Origin of the sequence: Novosphingobium sp. Fuku2-ISO-50 (assembly GCF_001519055.1) — a bacterium.
Lineage (GTDB): Bacteria > Pseudomonadota > Alphaproteobacteria > Sphingomonadales > Sphingomonadaceae > Novosphingobium.
Genome location: NZ_KQ954294.1, coordinates 74635 through 90990 on the forward strand (window position 1 = coordinate 74635; position 16356 = coordinate 90990).

12 protein-coding genes are annotated in these 16356 nt (G+C 64.2%); 6 read left to right on the plus strand and 6 right to left on the minus strand.

The window, feature by feature from the left end; translation table 11 throughout:
* Positions 1–76 precede the first annotated feature (76 nt).
* On the plus strand, positions 77–409 hold the full coding sequence (locus AQZ50_RS13395; protein WP_067746967.1) for a DUF1244 domain-containing protein: 333 nt from the start codon (positions 77–79) through the stop codon (positions 407–409).
* A gap of 30 nt (positions 410–439) precedes the next feature.
* Here AQZ50_RS13395 and AQZ50_RS13400 read toward each other — a convergent pair whose 3' ends face one another.
* Positions 440–2086 (minus strand): hypothetical protein, encoded by a 1647-nt coding sequence (locus AQZ50_RS13400; protein WP_231730287.1) that lies wholly within the window; start codon positions 2084–2086, stop codon positions 440–442.
* Between the two features lie 134 nt (positions 2087–2220).
* On the opposite strand from AQZ50_RS13400, the gene AQZ50_RS13405 reads away from it, so the two are divergent.
* On the plus strand, positions 2221–3198 hold the full coding sequence (locus AQZ50_RS13405) for a 1-phosphofructokinase family hexose kinase (RefSeq protein WP_231730288.1): 978 nt from the start codon (positions 2221–2223) through the stop codon (positions 3196–3198).
* 89 nt (positions 3199–3287) lie between these two features.
* Complete coding sequence (htpG, locus tag AQZ50_RS13410; protein ID WP_067746968.1) at positions 3288–5180, plus strand: molecular chaperone HtpG; 1893 nt, start codon at positions 3288–3290, stop codon at positions 5178–5180.
* 52 nt (positions 5181–5232) lie between these two features.
* Here the strand turns inward: htpG and AQZ50_RS13415 are convergent, their stop codons facing one another.
* Genes AQZ50_RS13415 through AQZ50_RS13425 form a run of 3 tightly spaced genes read right to left on the minus strand, consistent with a single transcriptional unit; the run spans position 5233 to position 9340 of the window.
* Entirely contained in the window at positions 5233–6693 is a 1461-nt protein-coding gene (locus tag AQZ50_RS13415; protein WP_067746969.1) for an aldehyde dehydrogenase family protein, read from the minus strand.
* A gap of 10 nt (positions 6694–6703) precedes the next feature.
* A complete protein-coding gene (locus tag AQZ50_RS13420; RefSeq protein WP_067746970.1) occupies positions 6704–8029 on the minus strand; it encodes a type I glutamate--ammonia ligase in 1326 nt (441 codons plus the stop codon).
* Between the two features lie 45 nt (positions 8030–8074).
* Entirely contained in the window at positions 8075–9340 is a 1266-nt protein-coding gene (locus AQZ50_RS13425) for a cytochrome P450 (protein WP_067746971.1), read from the minus strand.
* 152 nt (positions 9341–9492) lie between these two features.
* Between AQZ50_RS13425 and AQZ50_RS13430 the strand changes: the two genes are divergently transcribed.
* Entirely contained in the window at positions 9493–10368 is an 876-nt protein-coding gene (locus tag AQZ50_RS13430) for a 3,4-dihydroxyphenylacetate 2,3-dioxygenase (RefSeq protein ID WP_067746972.1), read from the plus strand.
* A gap of 174 nt (positions 10369–10542) precedes the next feature.
* Here the strand turns inward: AQZ50_RS13430 and AQZ50_RS13435 are convergent, their stop codons facing one another.
* Together AQZ50_RS13435 and AQZ50_RS13440 are read right to left on the minus strand one after the other, a co-directional pair.
* Entirely contained in the window at positions 10543–11385 is an 843-nt protein-coding gene (locus AQZ50_RS13435; RefSeq protein WP_067746973.1) for a type 1 glutamine amidotransferase, read from the minus strand.
* Positions 11385–12518: an AraC-like transcriptional regulator QhpR gene (locus AQZ50_RS13440; protein WP_082703649.1), complete on the minus strand. Its 1134-nt coding sequence runs from the start codon at positions 12516–12518 to the stop codon at positions 11385–11387. The genes AQZ50_RS13435 and AQZ50_RS13440 overlap by 1 nt, the downstream gene beginning before the upstream one ends.
* 213 nt (positions 12519–12731) lie before the next feature.
* On the opposite strand from AQZ50_RS13440, the gene AQZ50_RS13445 reads away from it, so the two are divergent.
* Positions 12732–13898 (plus strand): MFS transporter, encoded by a 1167-nt coding sequence (locus AQZ50_RS13445; RefSeq protein WP_067746975.1) that lies wholly within the window; start codon positions 12732–12734, stop codon positions 13896–13898.
* A gap of 149 nt (positions 13899–14047) precedes the next feature.
* On the plus strand, positions 14048–16312 hold the full coding sequence (locus AQZ50_RS13450) for a TonB-dependent receptor (RefSeq protein WP_067746976.1): 2265 nt from the start codon (positions 14048–14050) through the stop codon (positions 16310–16312).
* Positions 16313–16356 lie beyond the last annotated feature (44 nt).

Below are 16356 nucleotides of genomic sequence, written 5' to 3' on the forward strand. Positions count from 1 at the left end.
TGGCCACCGGACGTCGTCGGCGCTATGGCCCAAGGCGCGTTAAAACCCAAGGCCCAATCCCCTCAGGACCATTCCCATGGATACGAATTTCCCAACCGGCGCAGCGCCCGATCCGATCGACACCCTGCCCGATTCCGTAGCGGCAGAGGCCTTTCGGAGACTGGTCCGCCATTTGCGCCTGCGCCACGATGCGCAGAACATCGATCTGATGGGGCTGGCCGGATTTTGCCGCAATTGCCTGGCCGACTGGATCATCGAGGCCGGCGCCCCGCTGGACAAGACGACTGCGCGCGAGGCCATCCACGGCATGCCCGCCGCGACATGGAAAGCGCGGTTCCAGACCGAAGCCACGCCCGAACAGCTGGCGCGGATGGCCGAAAGCATGAAGCGCAATCAGTCGGGGCACTGAGCTGCCCATCACTCCGTTTCGCCATCACTTCTATTCGGGCGCGCCGGTATATTGCGCATCGGGATCGGGCAAGCGCGGCGGGTCGCCCGGGCGGGGCGGATCGAACGCCGTGACCGGGATAGGGCCGATCAGTTCGCCATCGTCCCACATCACTTCGAACCAGTCGCGCGGATCGAGCCCGAGGTGCTGCAACGGGGTGTAGTAATAGCGGCTGAAGGCAAACACGACGCGGTTTCGCCCCAGCGCGGCGCGCACGCCTGCAGGCGCGACGAGATGTCCGCGATAGCCGCCGAACGCCCAGTTGTCGGTCTGTTTCGGATCGGCCATGACCACCAGCGGAAACGGGCAGTTCGGCGTGCCGAATTCGACCAGACAGGTCTGTTCGATCACCACCCCGATGGATTCGTGTGACGCCAGCAGGACCGCGCCGGGATCGTCGGCCACCCGGTGGACGGCATAACGCCAATCCTGCGGCTGCTGGATATAGTCGATCACCAGCAAGTCGATCAGTCCGGCCAAGGCGACCGAGGCCAGCACCGCCAGCGCCGAAATGCGCCGCATCACGCGCCAGGCCGGGTGTTCGCCCGCGACAGCCCCCGGCAACGCGGCGGCGGCGATCAGCGCGGTAAAGCTGTAACACCAGTGCAGCGTGAAATCGGAAATGATCGGGTGAACCCTGTCAGTCGCCTTGAACAGGACCAGCGTGCCGATCACCACCAGCACGGCCAGCCGCACGTCCCGCCGCCCCCGACAGCGCCAGGCGCCGATCAGCATCAGCGCCGCCATCAGCCCCGCACCCACCGTGCCGCCGGTCAGCAATTGCAGATTGCAGGTGGTCCGGAAATCGGCCCAGTCAAGCGGCTGCAGCCAGGACAGATTGGCCGCCGCCCGGCTCTGCAATTGCACCACGGCCATCGCCAGCACCCAGCCCGACAGCGCCACGATCGCGATATTCGCCGCGATCAGCATGGCAATCGGCAGCGCCACGATCGACCGCCAGCGTCGATCGCGGCACACCATCGCATCGGCCAGCGCCGCAAATGTCGCGATGACCGGCCAGAGCAGCATCGTCGTGTGGCAATAGATCGCCACCACCGCGCCCGCGACATAGAGCGCCCAACCCCGCCAGGCGCGCGCCCGTTCCCCCGAAAGAGCATCGACCAGCCCGATGAACGAGACCAGCACCATCAGCTTGGCCAGGCCATAGCCGCGCAGATAGGCCGCCTGATAGATGTCGGACCACGACACCGCAAACAACAGGAGACCGAGCATGGCCGCCGGCCAGCCCAGCCGCGCCCGGACAAACCGCGCAAACACCACGAGATGCGCCAGCGCGATCGTCAGCGGCAGCGCACGCATCCACCAGTGCCCCATCGGCACCACCATGCGCCACGCCTTCAACAGCGAATAGAACAACGGCGGATTGGTCTCGCGCGCCATCCACCAGCCCCACAGCCGGCTCCACGGCTGGTCCGAAAAATACATCGAGGCCATTTCGTCAAAGACCATCGACGCGGCGGCATGGCGCAGCCGCAGCCATACGGTCAGCACCGCGATGGCCCCCAACAGCACGGGAATCCCCCAGCGGGTCGATGAACGCCCGGTCAACATGCGCCCGTCATACGCCATCCCCGTCATACTGATGTCATGATCCCCGCCGAATAGCTGTTGCGGCATACCGATGCCCCCTTGTGCGAACAAGGGCACCCACCGCTCTTTGCCTCCTGGCGCTTTGACGACCGTCAATCGCTCTGTAACACTCGCATGCAAAAGTGCTGCCCCATCATCTGCGCAAGAGGCCCGATCCGCTTATGCCCTCCGCTTCGCCGTCTGACAGCCTGGGCGATCGCGCCATCCCCGACACGGCGATCGCCACGCTGACGATGAACCCGACGATCGACGTCGCCTTTGAAGTCGACAAGGTCTTTCCCACGCACAAGATCCGGACGGCGCGCGAATATTCCAACCCCGGCGGCGGCGGGATCAATGTCGCGCGGGTGTTTGTGCGGCTGGGCGGCAATGTGCGCTGCGTCTATCTGTCGGGCGGGCCGACCGGGGTCGCGCTCGACGGCTTGCTCGACCTGCACCAATTGGTGCGCACGCGCGTACCGATTGCAGGCCACACCCGCATCGCGGTCACCACGCTGGAAAAATCGTCCGGGCTCGAATACCGTATCACCCCCGAAGGCCCCGAAGTGCGCGAAGCGGAATGGCGCGCCGCGCTCGCCTGGCTCGAAGCGATCGAATGCAGCCATCTGGTCATGAGCGGGTCGCTGCCGCGCGGGGTGCCCAAGGATTTCTACGCCGAAGCCGCCCGTATGATGGCGTCGCGCGGCGTGCGCGTGGTGCTCGATACATCGGGCGAAGCGCTGCGCGCAGGGCTTGCCGGTGGCGGCATTACCCTCGTCAAGCCGAGCCGGGGCGAACTCGAAGCGCTGGCCGGGACAAGCCTGCCGACGCGCGCGGCGGTGGCCGAAGCGGCGATGGCGATCATCGAGGCGCGCCAGGCACAGATGGTCGCCGTCACGCTGGGCCACGAAGGCGCGATCCTCGCCCGCCAAGGCGGCGTGATCGATTACCCGGCAATCCCGGTCGAAGCCAAAAGCACGGTCGGCGCAGGCGACAGCTTTCTCGCCGCGATGGTCTTTGCACTGTGCGCCGGGCAGAGCGACGACGCCGCGTTCCGCATGGGTGTGGCTGCCGGCACCGCTGCGGTGCTCCATCCCGGCACCGACCTCGCCCGCCCGGCGGACATCCTGCGGCTGGTGAAAGAGCTGCAGCCGGCGTAATCCCATGCGGGGCCGGTCTTGAAAGCGGCCTGCGCGCTCGCCATTTCCGGTGCATCCGACCACGTCAAAGGGGATCCACCGGAAACGCCATGAGCACCAGCGAAACCACTGCGCCCGAGACGCGCTCGTTCGAAGCCGATGTCGCCCGTTTGCTGCACCTGATGGTGCATGCGGTCTATTCCGATCGCGACGTATTCTTGCGCGAACTGATCGCCAATGCCGCCGACGCCTGCGAAAAGCTGCGCTATGAGGCGATTGCCCGCCCCGATCTGGCAGGCAGCGAAACCCCGCGCATCACCATCGCGCTCGATCCCGAGGCAAAGCGGCTGACCGTTACCGACAACGGCATCGGCATGACCGAGGCCGACATGATCGAGGCGCTGGGCACGATCGCCCGTTCGGGCACCCGCGCCTTCATGGAAGGTCTGGCGGCGGCGAGGGACGGCGAAAAGGCGCAATTGATCGGCCAGTTCGGCGTCGGATTCTATTCGGCCTTCATGGTCGCCGATCAGGTAGAGGTCTTTTCGCGCCGCGCCGGGACCGAACTGGCCTTTCGCTGGACCTCCGACGGGCTCGGCACCTACAGCATCGAGCCCGCCGATCTCGCAGAGGCCCCGGCCCCCGGCACGCGCGTCGTGCTGCATCTCAAGGACGATGCGACCCAATACACCGAGCGCCACACGGTCGAGCGCATCGTGCGCGCGCAGTCAGGCCATGTCCCCGTGCCGATCGCGCTGATCGAAAAGCCCGATGCGGAACCCGGTGACATCACCGATGGCAGCGCGCTGTGGACCCGGCCCAAATCGGACATCAGCGCCGAGGACTATACCGATTTCTATCGCAGTCTGGCCGGTCAGTTCGATCAGCCCGCGCTGACGCTGCATTACCGCGCCGAGGGCAAGCACGAATACAATGTGCTGGCTTTCGTTCCCGAAAGCCGCCCGTTCGACTTGTTCGATCCCGATCGCAAGGGGCGGATGAAGCTCTATGTCCGCCGGGTGTTCATCACCGATGAGGCGGAGCTGCTGCCGCGTTATCTGCGCTTTGTGCGCGGGCTGGTCGATTCGGCCGATCTGCCGCTCAACATGTCGCGCGAGATGATTCAGGAAAGCCCGCTGCTCGCCGCGATTCAAAAGGGCGTGGCCAACAAGATCCTGAGCGAGCTCGACAAGCTGTCGAACAGCGACGCCGACAAATATGCGGCCTTCTGGGACGCATTCGGCGCGGTGCTCAAGGAAGGGATCTACGAAGATTACGGTCGCCGCGAAACGCTGCTCGGCCTCGCCCGCTTCCGCAGCACGGCCGCGCAAAAGGATGGCGGCAATGGCTGGCGCTCGCTCAAGGACTATGTCGCCACGATGCGCGACAACCAGACCGCGATCTATTACGCCACCGGCACCGATCGCGACCGGCTGGCCACCTCGCCCCAGATCGAAGGATTCCGCGCACGCGGGATCGAAGTGCTGCTGCTGACCGATCCGGTCGACAGCTTCTGGGCGGCATCGGGCGTGGATTACGACGGCAAGCCGTTCAAATCGGTCACGCAAGGCCAGACCGATCTCGGCCTGATCGAACCGCTCGAAGGCGAACAGCCGCCCGAACCCGCCGCGCCCGAGGCCGAGGCCTTTATCGCCTATGTCAAGGAACGGCTGGGCGAAGCGGTCTCCGATGTGCGCACGTCCGAACGTCTGACCACCAGCGCGGCCTGCCTCGTGGCCAGCGAACACGGCATCGATCGTCAGCTCGAACGCCTGCTCAGCGCCAATGGCCAGACGCCGCACGGGGCCAGGCCGGTGCTCGAACTGAACCCGCGCCATGATCTGGTGACCGGGCTGGCCGCCTTGCCCGACGATGCGGAGCTGAAAGCCGACGGCGCGCACTTGCTGCTCGACGAAGCGCGCATTGCCGATGGCGAACTGCCCGACGATGCCCGCGCCTTCGCCGATCGCCTCGCGCGGGTCATGGCCAAAGCCCTGGCCTGAAATCCCTGCCCTGACACCTGAACCGCCCCATCCGGGGCGGTTCAGGCCTATTTCAGGCGACGCTGCCTTCGAGGATTTGCAGCGTTTTCAGGTCGGAATGGAAATCGAGCGCGTAGTCGCCGCCTTCGCGGCCGATGCCCGAAATGCCGATCCCGCCAAACGGCGCGGTCAGATCGCGGACAAGGAACGTGTTGACCCAGACCGTGCCGCCGCGAACCTGCCGCCCGACGCGTTCGGCGCGCGCGGCGCTGCCGGTATAGACGATGCCCGACAGGCCATAAGCGGTCGAATTGGCCAGCGCGACGCCTTCGGCCTCGTCGCGGAACGTCTGGAATGTCAAAACCGGGCCGAACACTTCGTTCTGGACGACTTCGGCATCGTTGTCCCGGGGCACGATCAGCGTCGGCTCGATCCAGTTGCCGCCCTCTTTCCACAGCTTCCCGCCGCGCACGATCGTATCGCCCGCCGCGCGGGCGCGATCGATGAAGCCGAGCACGCGTTCGACATGGCGCGGATGGATCAGCGCCGACATCGTCGTGGCGGGATCGCGGCTGTCGCCCATGACATGCGCATCGGCATAGGCATGGAATTTTTCGAGGAAGGCGTCCTTCACGCTGTCTTCGACGATGATCCGCGTGCCCGCCATGCAGACCTGGCCGCTGTCGTCATATTGCCCGGCGGCCTTTTTCGCCGCCGCATCGATGTCCGCATCGGCAAACACCAGCAAGGGCGACTTGCCGCCCAGTTCGGCGGTAAACGGCACGATGTTTTCCGCCGCCGCCTTGCCGATGATCCGCGCGGTCGGCACGCTGCCGGTAAAGCTGATCCGTTTGATCCGGGGATCGCCGGTCAGCGCATTGCCGAGCTCCGCGCCGAGCCCCTGGACAATGTTGAACACGCCTGCCGGGAAACCCGCCTCGTCGATCAGGTCGGCCAGCACCGAGGCCGACAGCGGCGACCAGTCGGCGGGCTTCAGGATCACGGTATTGCCCGCCGCGAGCGCCGGCGCGCATTTCCATGTCGACAGCATGAACGGCGCGTTCCACGGCGTGATGATCAGCGACGGCCCCGCAGGCTGGCGGATTACCCGGTTTGCCGTCCCGCGCGAGGACCACACGCGCTCTTCATGCGCGCTCGCCAGATCGGCGTAGTTGCGGAAATTGGTCGCCCCGCGCAAGATCACGCGCAGCCGCAGGCTTTCGAGCAGCATGCCCATGTCAAGGCATTCGATCATCGCCAGCTTTTCGACATTGGCCTCGATCAGATCGGCCAGCCGATGCAGATAGACGCCGCGCTCCGCCGCGCTCAGCGCCGCCCAGGCCGGAAAGGCCTGCGTGGCCGCCTCTGCCGCCTGTGCAGCCGTGGCGATCGTGCCGCGCGCGATGTCGGCCAGTTTCCACGACCAGTCAAACGGGCAGCGGGTTTCGAACGTATAAGGCGATGATACCCGGCGCCCGCCGATATAGTGATCGGGCGATACCGAATGGCCGGCGATGTCGATGCGCGTGTCCATGGGGAATCTTTCAGATATAGGGCAGGTAATAGGCGATCTGGCCCGCGTCGTCGCACTCGCCGACAATGCGCAGCTCTTCGCGCTTGATCGCGAGGTAATTGGCGACAAGCTCGGCCCCGATCGCCTCTGTCAGCACGGTATCGGCCTCCAGCGCGTCGAGCGCGGCGCCAAGGTCATGCGGCGTGTGGCGATCGGTGTTGATCGTCTCCAGCCCGTCGTCGGTTTCGGGCGCCGCCAGTTCGAGCCCTTGTTCGACCCCCATCAGCGCCGCCTGAAGCAACGCGGCGACGGCGAAATAGGGGCTTGCCGCGCAATCGGCCATGCGGTGTTCGATCCGCGCCGCCGCGCCCGTTTCCGCCGAAACGCGCACTGTGACGCTGCGATGGTCGATGCCCCAGTTGGCCCAGTATCCCGACAGGCTGGCCGGTTGCAGCCGGGCATAGCTGTTGGTCAGCGGAGCCAGAATCCCGGCCAGCGCCTCGTGATGATGCAGCATCCCGGCAATCGCCCCGCGCATCGTGTCCGACAGCGCGCCGGTCGCCACATCGTCGGCAAAGACGTTATGCCCCTGCGCATCGCGAAAGCTGATGTTGAAATGAAGCCCGCTGCCGCTCTTGTCGGCAAACGGCTTGGGCAGGAATGACAGCAGATAGCCTTTGCGCAGCAGGACTTCGCGCGCCATCTGGCGAAACAGGAAGGCATCGTCGGCAGCCTTGAGCGCGTCGGCAAAGCGCAGCGTCAATTCGAATTGCGGCGCGTCGTATTCGGCATTGATCGATTCGATGGGAATGCCGCAGGCATGCGCGGTTTCCCAAATCGCATCGACCAGTCCCGCCGGGTCGGTGAACGGCCCGGTGCCATAGACGAAAGCGCCGGGCGTATCATAAGGCACCCATTGCCCGTTTGCATCGCGCTGAAAGACATAGGCTTCCATCTCGATCCCGACCATCGGTTCGAGCCCCCGCGCGCGCCAGGCGGCAATCGCGCGGATCAGCGCGCCGCGTCCGCACAGCGCAAAGGGTTCGCCCTTGAAGTGCAGGGCGCCCAGCGCGATTTTCGTGCCCGCTTCCCATGACGGGCGCAAGGTATCGGGATCGAACACCATTTCCATATCGGGCAGCCCGTCGAGCATCCCGCCGCCGGGCGCTGCGACAAGCGCCTTGTCATATGTGACCGCATACGTGCCGACGCAAAACCGGGCATGGCCTTTGCCTGCCTCGGTCATCGGAACATATTTGCCGCGCGCGAGATTGAGCTGGTCGGCGAACAGCAGGCGGCAGCGCTCGAACGCGACCGAGCGCGTCTGATCGGCCGAAACCGGCGAAAGCTTGTGCATTGATACTCCCCAATCGGCCTTTTGGTGGTTTGCGCGGCGCTGTTTTCAGCGTGCTTTGACGCGAACCGGCAAATATTTGATCCCGTGAATGAAATTCGACCGCAGATAGCTGTGTTCGGCGACTTGCTCGATCGTATCGAGCCGCTTGGCCAGTTCCTGCATGACGATCGCGACTTCGAGCTTGGCCAGCCACATGCCGAGGCAGATATGCGGGCCGCCCTGCCCGAACGAGAGGAACGGATTGCGCGGACGATCGAGCCGCAGCGTATAGGGATCGGCAATCGCGGTTTCATCGCGGTTGCCCGAAAGAAACCACAGCAGGACTTTGTCGCCGGCACGCACGGACTTGTCGTGAAAGGTGAAATCGCGCGTTGCGGTGCGGCGGAAATGCGTGGTGGGCGAGGCCCAGCGGATCATTTCGTCCGCCGCCGCTTCCCAGTTTTCAAAATTCCCGGCCTGCAACTGGCGCAAGAGATGCGGGTTGTTGGCCAGCGCATGGATCGTCGCCGAAAGGCTGTAGCGCGTGGTGTCATTGCCCGCCGCAACCAGCAGGCAGAAGAAATTGCGGAATTCATCGCGCGACATCTGCGTGCCGTGGCTGGTGGTCTGCCGCACGAGATTGAGCACGCCGATCTGTTCGCCCGCGTCCATGCGGTCGAGCAAATCATTGGCATAGTCGAACAGCTTGACCGCCGCAGGCGAGCGGAACGGCAAGAGCCGGTATGCCTCGGTATCGACTTTGTCGATGACGAAGTCGGTATAGTCCGGGTCGGAATTGGAAATCAGCGCATCGCCCAATTCGACCAGCATCGGCCCGTCTTCGACCGGCACGCCCATGATCTGCGCCAGCATCTGCATCGGCAGGCGCCGGGCGATGCGATCGACCGCATCGAATTCGCCCTCGCCCAACGCGACATCGAGCAAGTCGGTGACGATCGTGCGGATCTGATCTTCAAACCCGGCGACGGTGTGCTTGGCAAAGGCTTTCGATACCAGCGCGCGAAAGGCGCGGTGTACCGGCGCGTCGGTTTCCTGAAAGGTCTTGCGCGCTTCGTATTCCTCTTCGGACTGGTCCTCCATGCGGATGCCCTTGGCCGAAGACAGCAGATCGGCCTGCCGGTTCAGTTCGAGCAAGTCGGCATGGCGGGTCACCGACCAGAAGCCCCGGTCGCCATTGCTCATGTCCGACCAGGCCATCGGTTCTTCGCGGCGCATGCGGTCAAAGGTCGCAAACGGCGCCCCGTCATTGAACGCATCTTGCGACGAAAGGTCGACATGCGGGTCGGTCGAACGCGAAAAGGCAAATGGCATCGGATCACTCCCTTGATGCCCACCAGCTAAACCGACCCACCCGTGATGCACTTGGCAGAAACGGACAGACTTGGCCCCGCCCGTTCCGAAGGGCGCGCCCAGTGCCTAAAGACTCGTTCAACGCCATTTCAGCCAATCAGGGAGCCTTCGCCATGGGCGAAATCATCGGTGCCGGAATTGTTGCTCACGCCCCGACCATCATGATGTCGAAGGAGGATCGCTACGAATTGAACGACGGCAAGGAAATCAGCCTTGTCCCCGGGCTCCACCGGCTGAAATCCGAAGTGCTCGACGTGTTGAAGCCCGATACGATCGTGCTGTTCGATTCGCACTGGTTCACCATCGTCGAATTCTGCATCGCGGCGCAGGGGCGCCGGTCGGGGCTCTATACCTCCGACGAATTGCCGCGCGGCATGCGCCAGATCCCCTATGACCTGAAAGGCAGCCCCGAGCTCGCCTTTGCCATGGCGGAAAAGGCCACGGCCAACGGCATCCGCACCACCGCGATCGACGATCCGTGCCTGCCGATCCATTATCCCACGGTCAATCTGTCGACCTTCCTGCAGGGCGAAGAGGAATGGGTTTCGGTCAGCCACGCCTATTCCGCCGACCCGGAGGATTTCCTGCGCGTAGGCGAAGGCATCGGCCAGGCCATCGCGCAATCCGACAAGCGCGTGGTGCTGATCGCCAGCGGATCGATGAGCCACCGTTTCTGGTCGTTCCGCGACATCCCGCTGCACGAAACGTCGGACCCGATTCACATTTCCAGCCCCGCCGCACGCGAAGCCGATTATGAACGCCTGCGCTGGTTTGCCGAAGGCAACCACGCCGCCGTGATCGACACGATGCCGGATTATCTGCGCCACGCCCCCGAAGCGCGCTTTGGCCATTACCTGATGATGGCGGCGGCCTGCGGCGGACGCGACTGGAAAGCCAAAGGCCGGCAGTTTTCCGACTACGAAAACGCCACCGGCACCAGCCAGGTCCACGTCTGGTTCGACAAGCCGGAAGACGGCTGGACCGGATGAAGGGCGGGCCTGGTGGATTGTTTTTGACATTTGCATCCCGCCATCCGGATAGCACGGTCGCAAATGTCAAAAACAGAAAATCCACTAGAATCAAAAGTTTCCAGTGGCCCAAAAAGATTCTGACATTTGCGCACTACCTAGCCGAGAGCGGGTGCAAATGTCAGAATCGGACCACTAGCCCCGCCCCAAAACTTCATGCTCGATCCAGGCAATGATCTCCGCCGCACGGCGGCGATCGTCGAGCACATCGGCATCGACGCCCAATTGCCACGCGAGATCCGCGCGCGTGCGATCGGCATGGAGGGCTTCGAGCTTGGCATTGTGTGCCGCGATTGCGGCGCGGTCGGCAAAAAAGCCCTGCGCGACCATCTCGTCCTGATCGAGCCGGTTGAGCTGCGCGATCTGGGCCAGATCGAATTCGGGATGGTACTGCACCGCCCAGACCGTACTGCGCCCCAGCGGGATCAGCGCAGCCTGAACCGCGCTGTGACCATTACCCGCGAGCAGCGTCGCGTTGTCGGGCAGGCGCGTCACTTCGTCGTAGTGGATGCAGGGCGCGTCGAACACCGCGCCTTTTTGCGCAAACATCGGATGCGCACGGCCAGCCTCGGTCAGAGCGATCTTGCGCGCGATGCCGACTTCTCGCCCCCGAGCGGAGCGCGCGACCTCTCCACCGGCGGCCACGACCGCGATCTGCAGGCCCCAGCACGACCCGAACACCGGCAGGCCGCGCTCTGCCGCCGCGACCATCAGCGCGATCTGGCCGGTGACCGCCTCGTCGCTGTCATAGGCATGGAGCGCAGAACCGGTCACGACCAGCCCGGCATAGTCCGTCCAGTCGCGCCCATCGGGCAGACCTTCGCCGGGGTCGGCGCCAAAGGCCACATCGAGCGCCAGATCGGGGAAATGCGCCGCGATCGTTTCGGCATAGATTTCGCTCGACCAGCGGACACCGCGCTCGCGGGCGACGGCCCGGCGATCGGCGGGATTGCCTTCGAGCAGCAACAGGCGGGTCATCAATGCGCCTGTTGCATCATCTGCGCGCGGTATGCCTGGGGCGAAACCCCGCTCCAGCGGTGAAACGCGCGGGTGAAATTGCTGTGTTCGGCATAGCCGAGACGCAGCGCGATTTCCGCGATCGACAGATCGGGCCGGGTGCGGAATTCAAACAGGGCCTGACGCATGCGGCATTCGTCGAGCACTTCCTGAAACGAGCTGCCCTCCTCGGCCAGCTTGCGCCGCATGGTCCGGCTCGACATGCCGATTTCACGCGCGATACGCTCCTGCTCGATCGAGCGGCAATTCATGTCGCGCCACACCACTTGCGCCAACCGTTCGACCAGCGGGGTCCGGCGGCGGTGTTCGACGATCGCCCGATTGACCACCGACATGTCGTTGGAGGGGCGCGCCGCCGGCAGCGCCAAATCGAGCATCGCCGCCGGAAAACGGATCTGGTTGGTATCGGCGCCAAAGCTGCACGGCGCGTTCACCACTTTGCCGATGTCGCCGCGCATTTCGTGCGCTTCGGCCTCGAACGTGAATTCGACCTTGTCCCAGCCAGCCCAGCCATTTTCACCACCGCCCCTTAGCGCGTGCGCGCCGCGCCGGATGATCTGCGCGACAATGCCGAGGGTAAACATCGCATCGTAATGACGCGGCCAGATGTCGGGATCGAGAATGCGATAGCTGACGCTGGCCATGGTCTCTTCGCGATCGAGCGTCATTTCGGTGCAGTCCTGCAGGACGACGAACAAGTCGACCAGGCGCTTCAACGCGGTGCCCACGCGCGTTGCGCCAAGCACGGGTTCGCCAAGCGCCCCGCCGAGCGCACCCAGATCGAACCGCATGCCCGCAGCCCAGGGAATCGACGCGTCGCGCCGCCGCGCCACGATGCTTTCCGAAAACCGCACAAATTCGGCGAGCGGAATCGACGGGCGGCTGATATCGCAAGGCCGCAAATCGCGCAATGCATGGATTTCCGGGACGTCGGCGGCTTCGACCAGGGCGTCCCAGCCGTTGAGTGCGCTGGCGTGAATCTGGCTGGACCGGGCCCGATTCGGCTGATCCCGAAACCCGACGTGGCGATGCTGATGCAGTTGATCCATTTGGGAATAGCACAGAAATGGCGTAGCGTCCGGCGCCTTTGGCATGACAGATCTCCCCTGGCTTTTATGAGCGCGAGGCTATCGCAAGAGGGCGGTCACGAATTGATCATAATCGTCACAACATGATATTTTCGATCGTGCTCGCGAAAGGGCTGCGCGTGACCGACGACCGCAACCATTGGCCATATCGGCCAAGCCCGGCTTCGCGCAGCATGACAATCTCGGCTGGGGCGAAATCATAATGGAAAAGCGGCGCGCATGACACAACGGCGACCCAGGGAGATCAATGTCAACGGCTTGCCCGCGATCGTCAGCGCGATCGCGCTGGGCACGATCGGCGTGCTGTCGTTCATCATCCAGCCCGGCATCGTGCAGGGCTATGTCACCCATCTTGGCGTATCGGATTCGCGCGCGGTCGATCTGGTCGGCCTCGAAATGCTGGGCGTTGCCCTGGCGACGGTGTTCATGGCGCTGATCGGCACGCGGATCGACTGGCGCGCGATCGTCGGCGGCGGGCTGATGATTGCGGCATTTGGCGACATCGCCTCGGCCATGGCGACGCACGCGCCTTCGTTCGGCTGGCTGCGGCTGATCGCCGGATTTGGCGAAGGAACGATCATCTCGATCAGCTTTACCTTCGTCGGGATCACCGCCAAGGCAGAGCGCAATGTCGCGCTCTATCTCGCGCTCTTGCTCACTTATGGCGCGTTCGGGCTGTGGTATTTGCCCGTGTTTCTCGATTTTGCGGGCATTTCCGGCATGTTTCTGGTCTTTGCCGCGCTCTCCGGGCTGGCGCTCGTGACCGTGCCGCTGGTGCCGCATGGCTATGGCGCGGCGCAAGCGGCGCGGCCCGGCGTGCGCCAGTTGCCGATTGCCATGCTGGTGATCGCGCTGGCCGCCGTGCTCGCCTACAACATTGCGCAAGGGATCGCGTGGGCGGTGCTGTTTCTGGTCGGCACCAGCGCGGGGATCGGCGAACAGGATGTCGCCAACGCCTTGTTCCTGTCGCAGATACTCGCGGTCGGCGGGGCGCTGGCCTCGGTCTTTCTGGCCGAGCGCATTCCGCGTGATCTGGCGATCGCGGGCGGCATTCTGGGCGGGGCGGCCAGCATCGCGCTCCTGCTCGGCCATCCGGGGCCCATTCTGTTTACGCTCGGCGTCTGCGGATTCAACGTGCTGTGGAACTTCGTCCTGCCGTTCATTCTCGGGCGGATCGGCGATTTCGACGAAAGCGGGCGGATGATGTCGTTTGCCATCGCGATGCAGATGATCGGGCTGGGCGGCGGCCCGCTGATTGCTGCGCCGCTTATCGACGGAAAGGGCTATCGACTGGTCGAGCTGGTGTGCATCGCGCTGTTCCTGATCAGTTTTGTCCTGCTGCGCATCCCCAGCCGCGTCCATCGCAGGCTGCACGCGGCGGCCTGAGCGCGCCTTCTTTCCGCCTGCGCGCTGATTGGCCGCATCTGACAAGTGCGCGCAGCAAAGCCGCAGCATGATGCAATCACAGGGCGTCAAAACGTCCGATCGGTCGTGGCCGCAATGGCCAGCCGCCATCGCGGGGAGTTTTGCATACCATGAGCATCAGAGGGACTTTTTCCGCGCGGGTCGCGCTTTTTGCGCTGGCCGCAGCGCTGATTCCGCAAGCCGCGCGTGCAGCGGACGCCGCCCCCCAACCGGGCGAAATCGTCGTCACCGCGCAAAAGCGCGAACAGAGCGCGCAGAAGATCGGCATCGCCGTGACCGCGCTCGGCAAGGACGCCATCGCCGCGATCGGGCGGCAGGATGTGACCGCGCTGGCGGGCCAGGTGCCCGACCTCGAGGTCAACCAGTATTCGCCGACGATCACCGTGTTCAACATTCGCGGCGTCTCGCAAAACGACTTCACCGACGCGCAGGAAGCGCCGATCGCGTTCTACGACGATGAAGTCTACATCGCCTCGCTGGGCGCGATCACCGGCATGAATTTCGACCTCGAGCGCGCCGAAGTCCTGCGCGGGCCCCAGGGCACGCTGTTTGGCCGCAACGCCACCGGCGGGCTGGTCCAGTTCGTTTCGGCCAAGCCGACCGCAAAGAACGAAGCTTTCGTGACGCTGACCACCGGCTCTTACGGCCAGGTCGCGACCGAAGGCGCGCTCAGCGGCGCGCTTTCGGATGCCGTGCGGGCGCGCCTGTCGTTCACCACCAACGACGCGGGCGGCTATATCACCAACACGATGGGCCCGAGCCTTGGCAACACCAAGTTCTATGGCCTGCGCGGGCAGATCGCCGCCGATCTCAGCCCGGCTGACAAGCTGATCGTCAAAGTCCAGACCTTGCGCAATGCGCACGAGCGCAGCGGCGGCCTCTACAGCTGGGCCGCAGCCTATCCCGATCCCAACGACCATGGCCTCGGCAACTATGCCGCCAATGTTCCGGGCGGCAATCCGGGCGGTGCGGCGCAAGGCGCCGACGCCAACGGCTATACCAACACATCGGGCAGCCCCTTCGTCCAGAGCGAAGACCGCGTGCCCTATTTCAACCGCACGTATTGGGACATCAGCGCGCGCTATACCCACGATTTCGGGTGGGGCGAGCTGGCATCGATTTCCGATTACCAGCACATGACCAAGGACTACGGCGAAGATTCCGACATGTCGCCCAATGCCGCGTTCAACTATGACACGCATCAGCGCATGTATCAGATGTCGCAGGAACTGCGCCTGTCGGGCAAGACCGACGCGCTGAACTGGGTGACCGGGCTTTACGCCATGAACATCCACACTGCGAACCAGTATCAGGTGGTCAGCCCGGCGGGCACCGTTCCCGGCTTCGGCACGCTCAACTATGGCGGCACGCAGAACACCGATTCGCTCGCCGCTTTTGCGCAAGGCGAATATGCGGTGACGCCGACGGTCTCGCTGATCGGCGGCTTGCGCTATTCGCATGACCGCAAGCACATCGAATTTCAGGACTATTCGAACGGCACGCTGCTGTTTGACTGGGCGACGACGATCCCCGATGTTGCAAACTTGCGTTTTGCCACGTTCAACAACTGGTCGGGCAAGGCCGAAGTCGATTACAAGCCCGACGGCAACACGCTGATCTATGCCTCGGTCAATCGCGGCACCAAGGCGGGCGGGTTCGGCACGGTTTCCTCGCCTGCGCCTTATACCGACAGCGCGGCGGTTTCGACCGCGACCGGCGCACCGCTGGTTCAGGCGATCCCGTTCGGGCAGGAAGTGTTGACCAACTGGGAGGGCGGCTTCAAGCTGACCCTGCTCAATCGCACGACCCATTTCAACGGCTCGGTATTCTTCTACAATTATCAGGGCTATCAGGCGTTTCAGAATGTCGGGGTAAACCAGTACATCTCGAACCATCAGGCCTATGAACACGGCGCCGAGTTCGAATTCAACACGCGCCCGGTCAAGGGGCTCTACCTCGGCACGTTCATGACGTTCCTGTCGTCCAAGGTGAAAAACATCACCCTGCCCGACGGCTTCGTCGCCGACCGCGTCCTGCCGCAGGCGCCCGACTTCTCGCTTGGCTGGCAGGTGCATTACCAGTTCCCGGTCGGCCCCGGCCAATTGACACTCGGCACCGACTGGAAGCACGAATCGGGCAGCTTCTTCGAAACCAACAACGCCCCCGACGACTACGAACCGGGCCGCACCATCGGCAACGTGCGCGTGAGCTATGCGATCCTCGACGGCAAAGTCGAAGTCGCCGGCTTCGTCAACAATGTCACCGACAAATGGTATCGCGTCTACAATCTCGATCTGGCAGGCCTGCTCGGCTCCACCAACCAGACTTATGCCAAGCCCCGCACCTGGGGCGCGAGCGTAACGCTGCGCTACTGAGCGCGAACACCAACACATTCCACCCTGGGGGTGCGCCGGTTCGC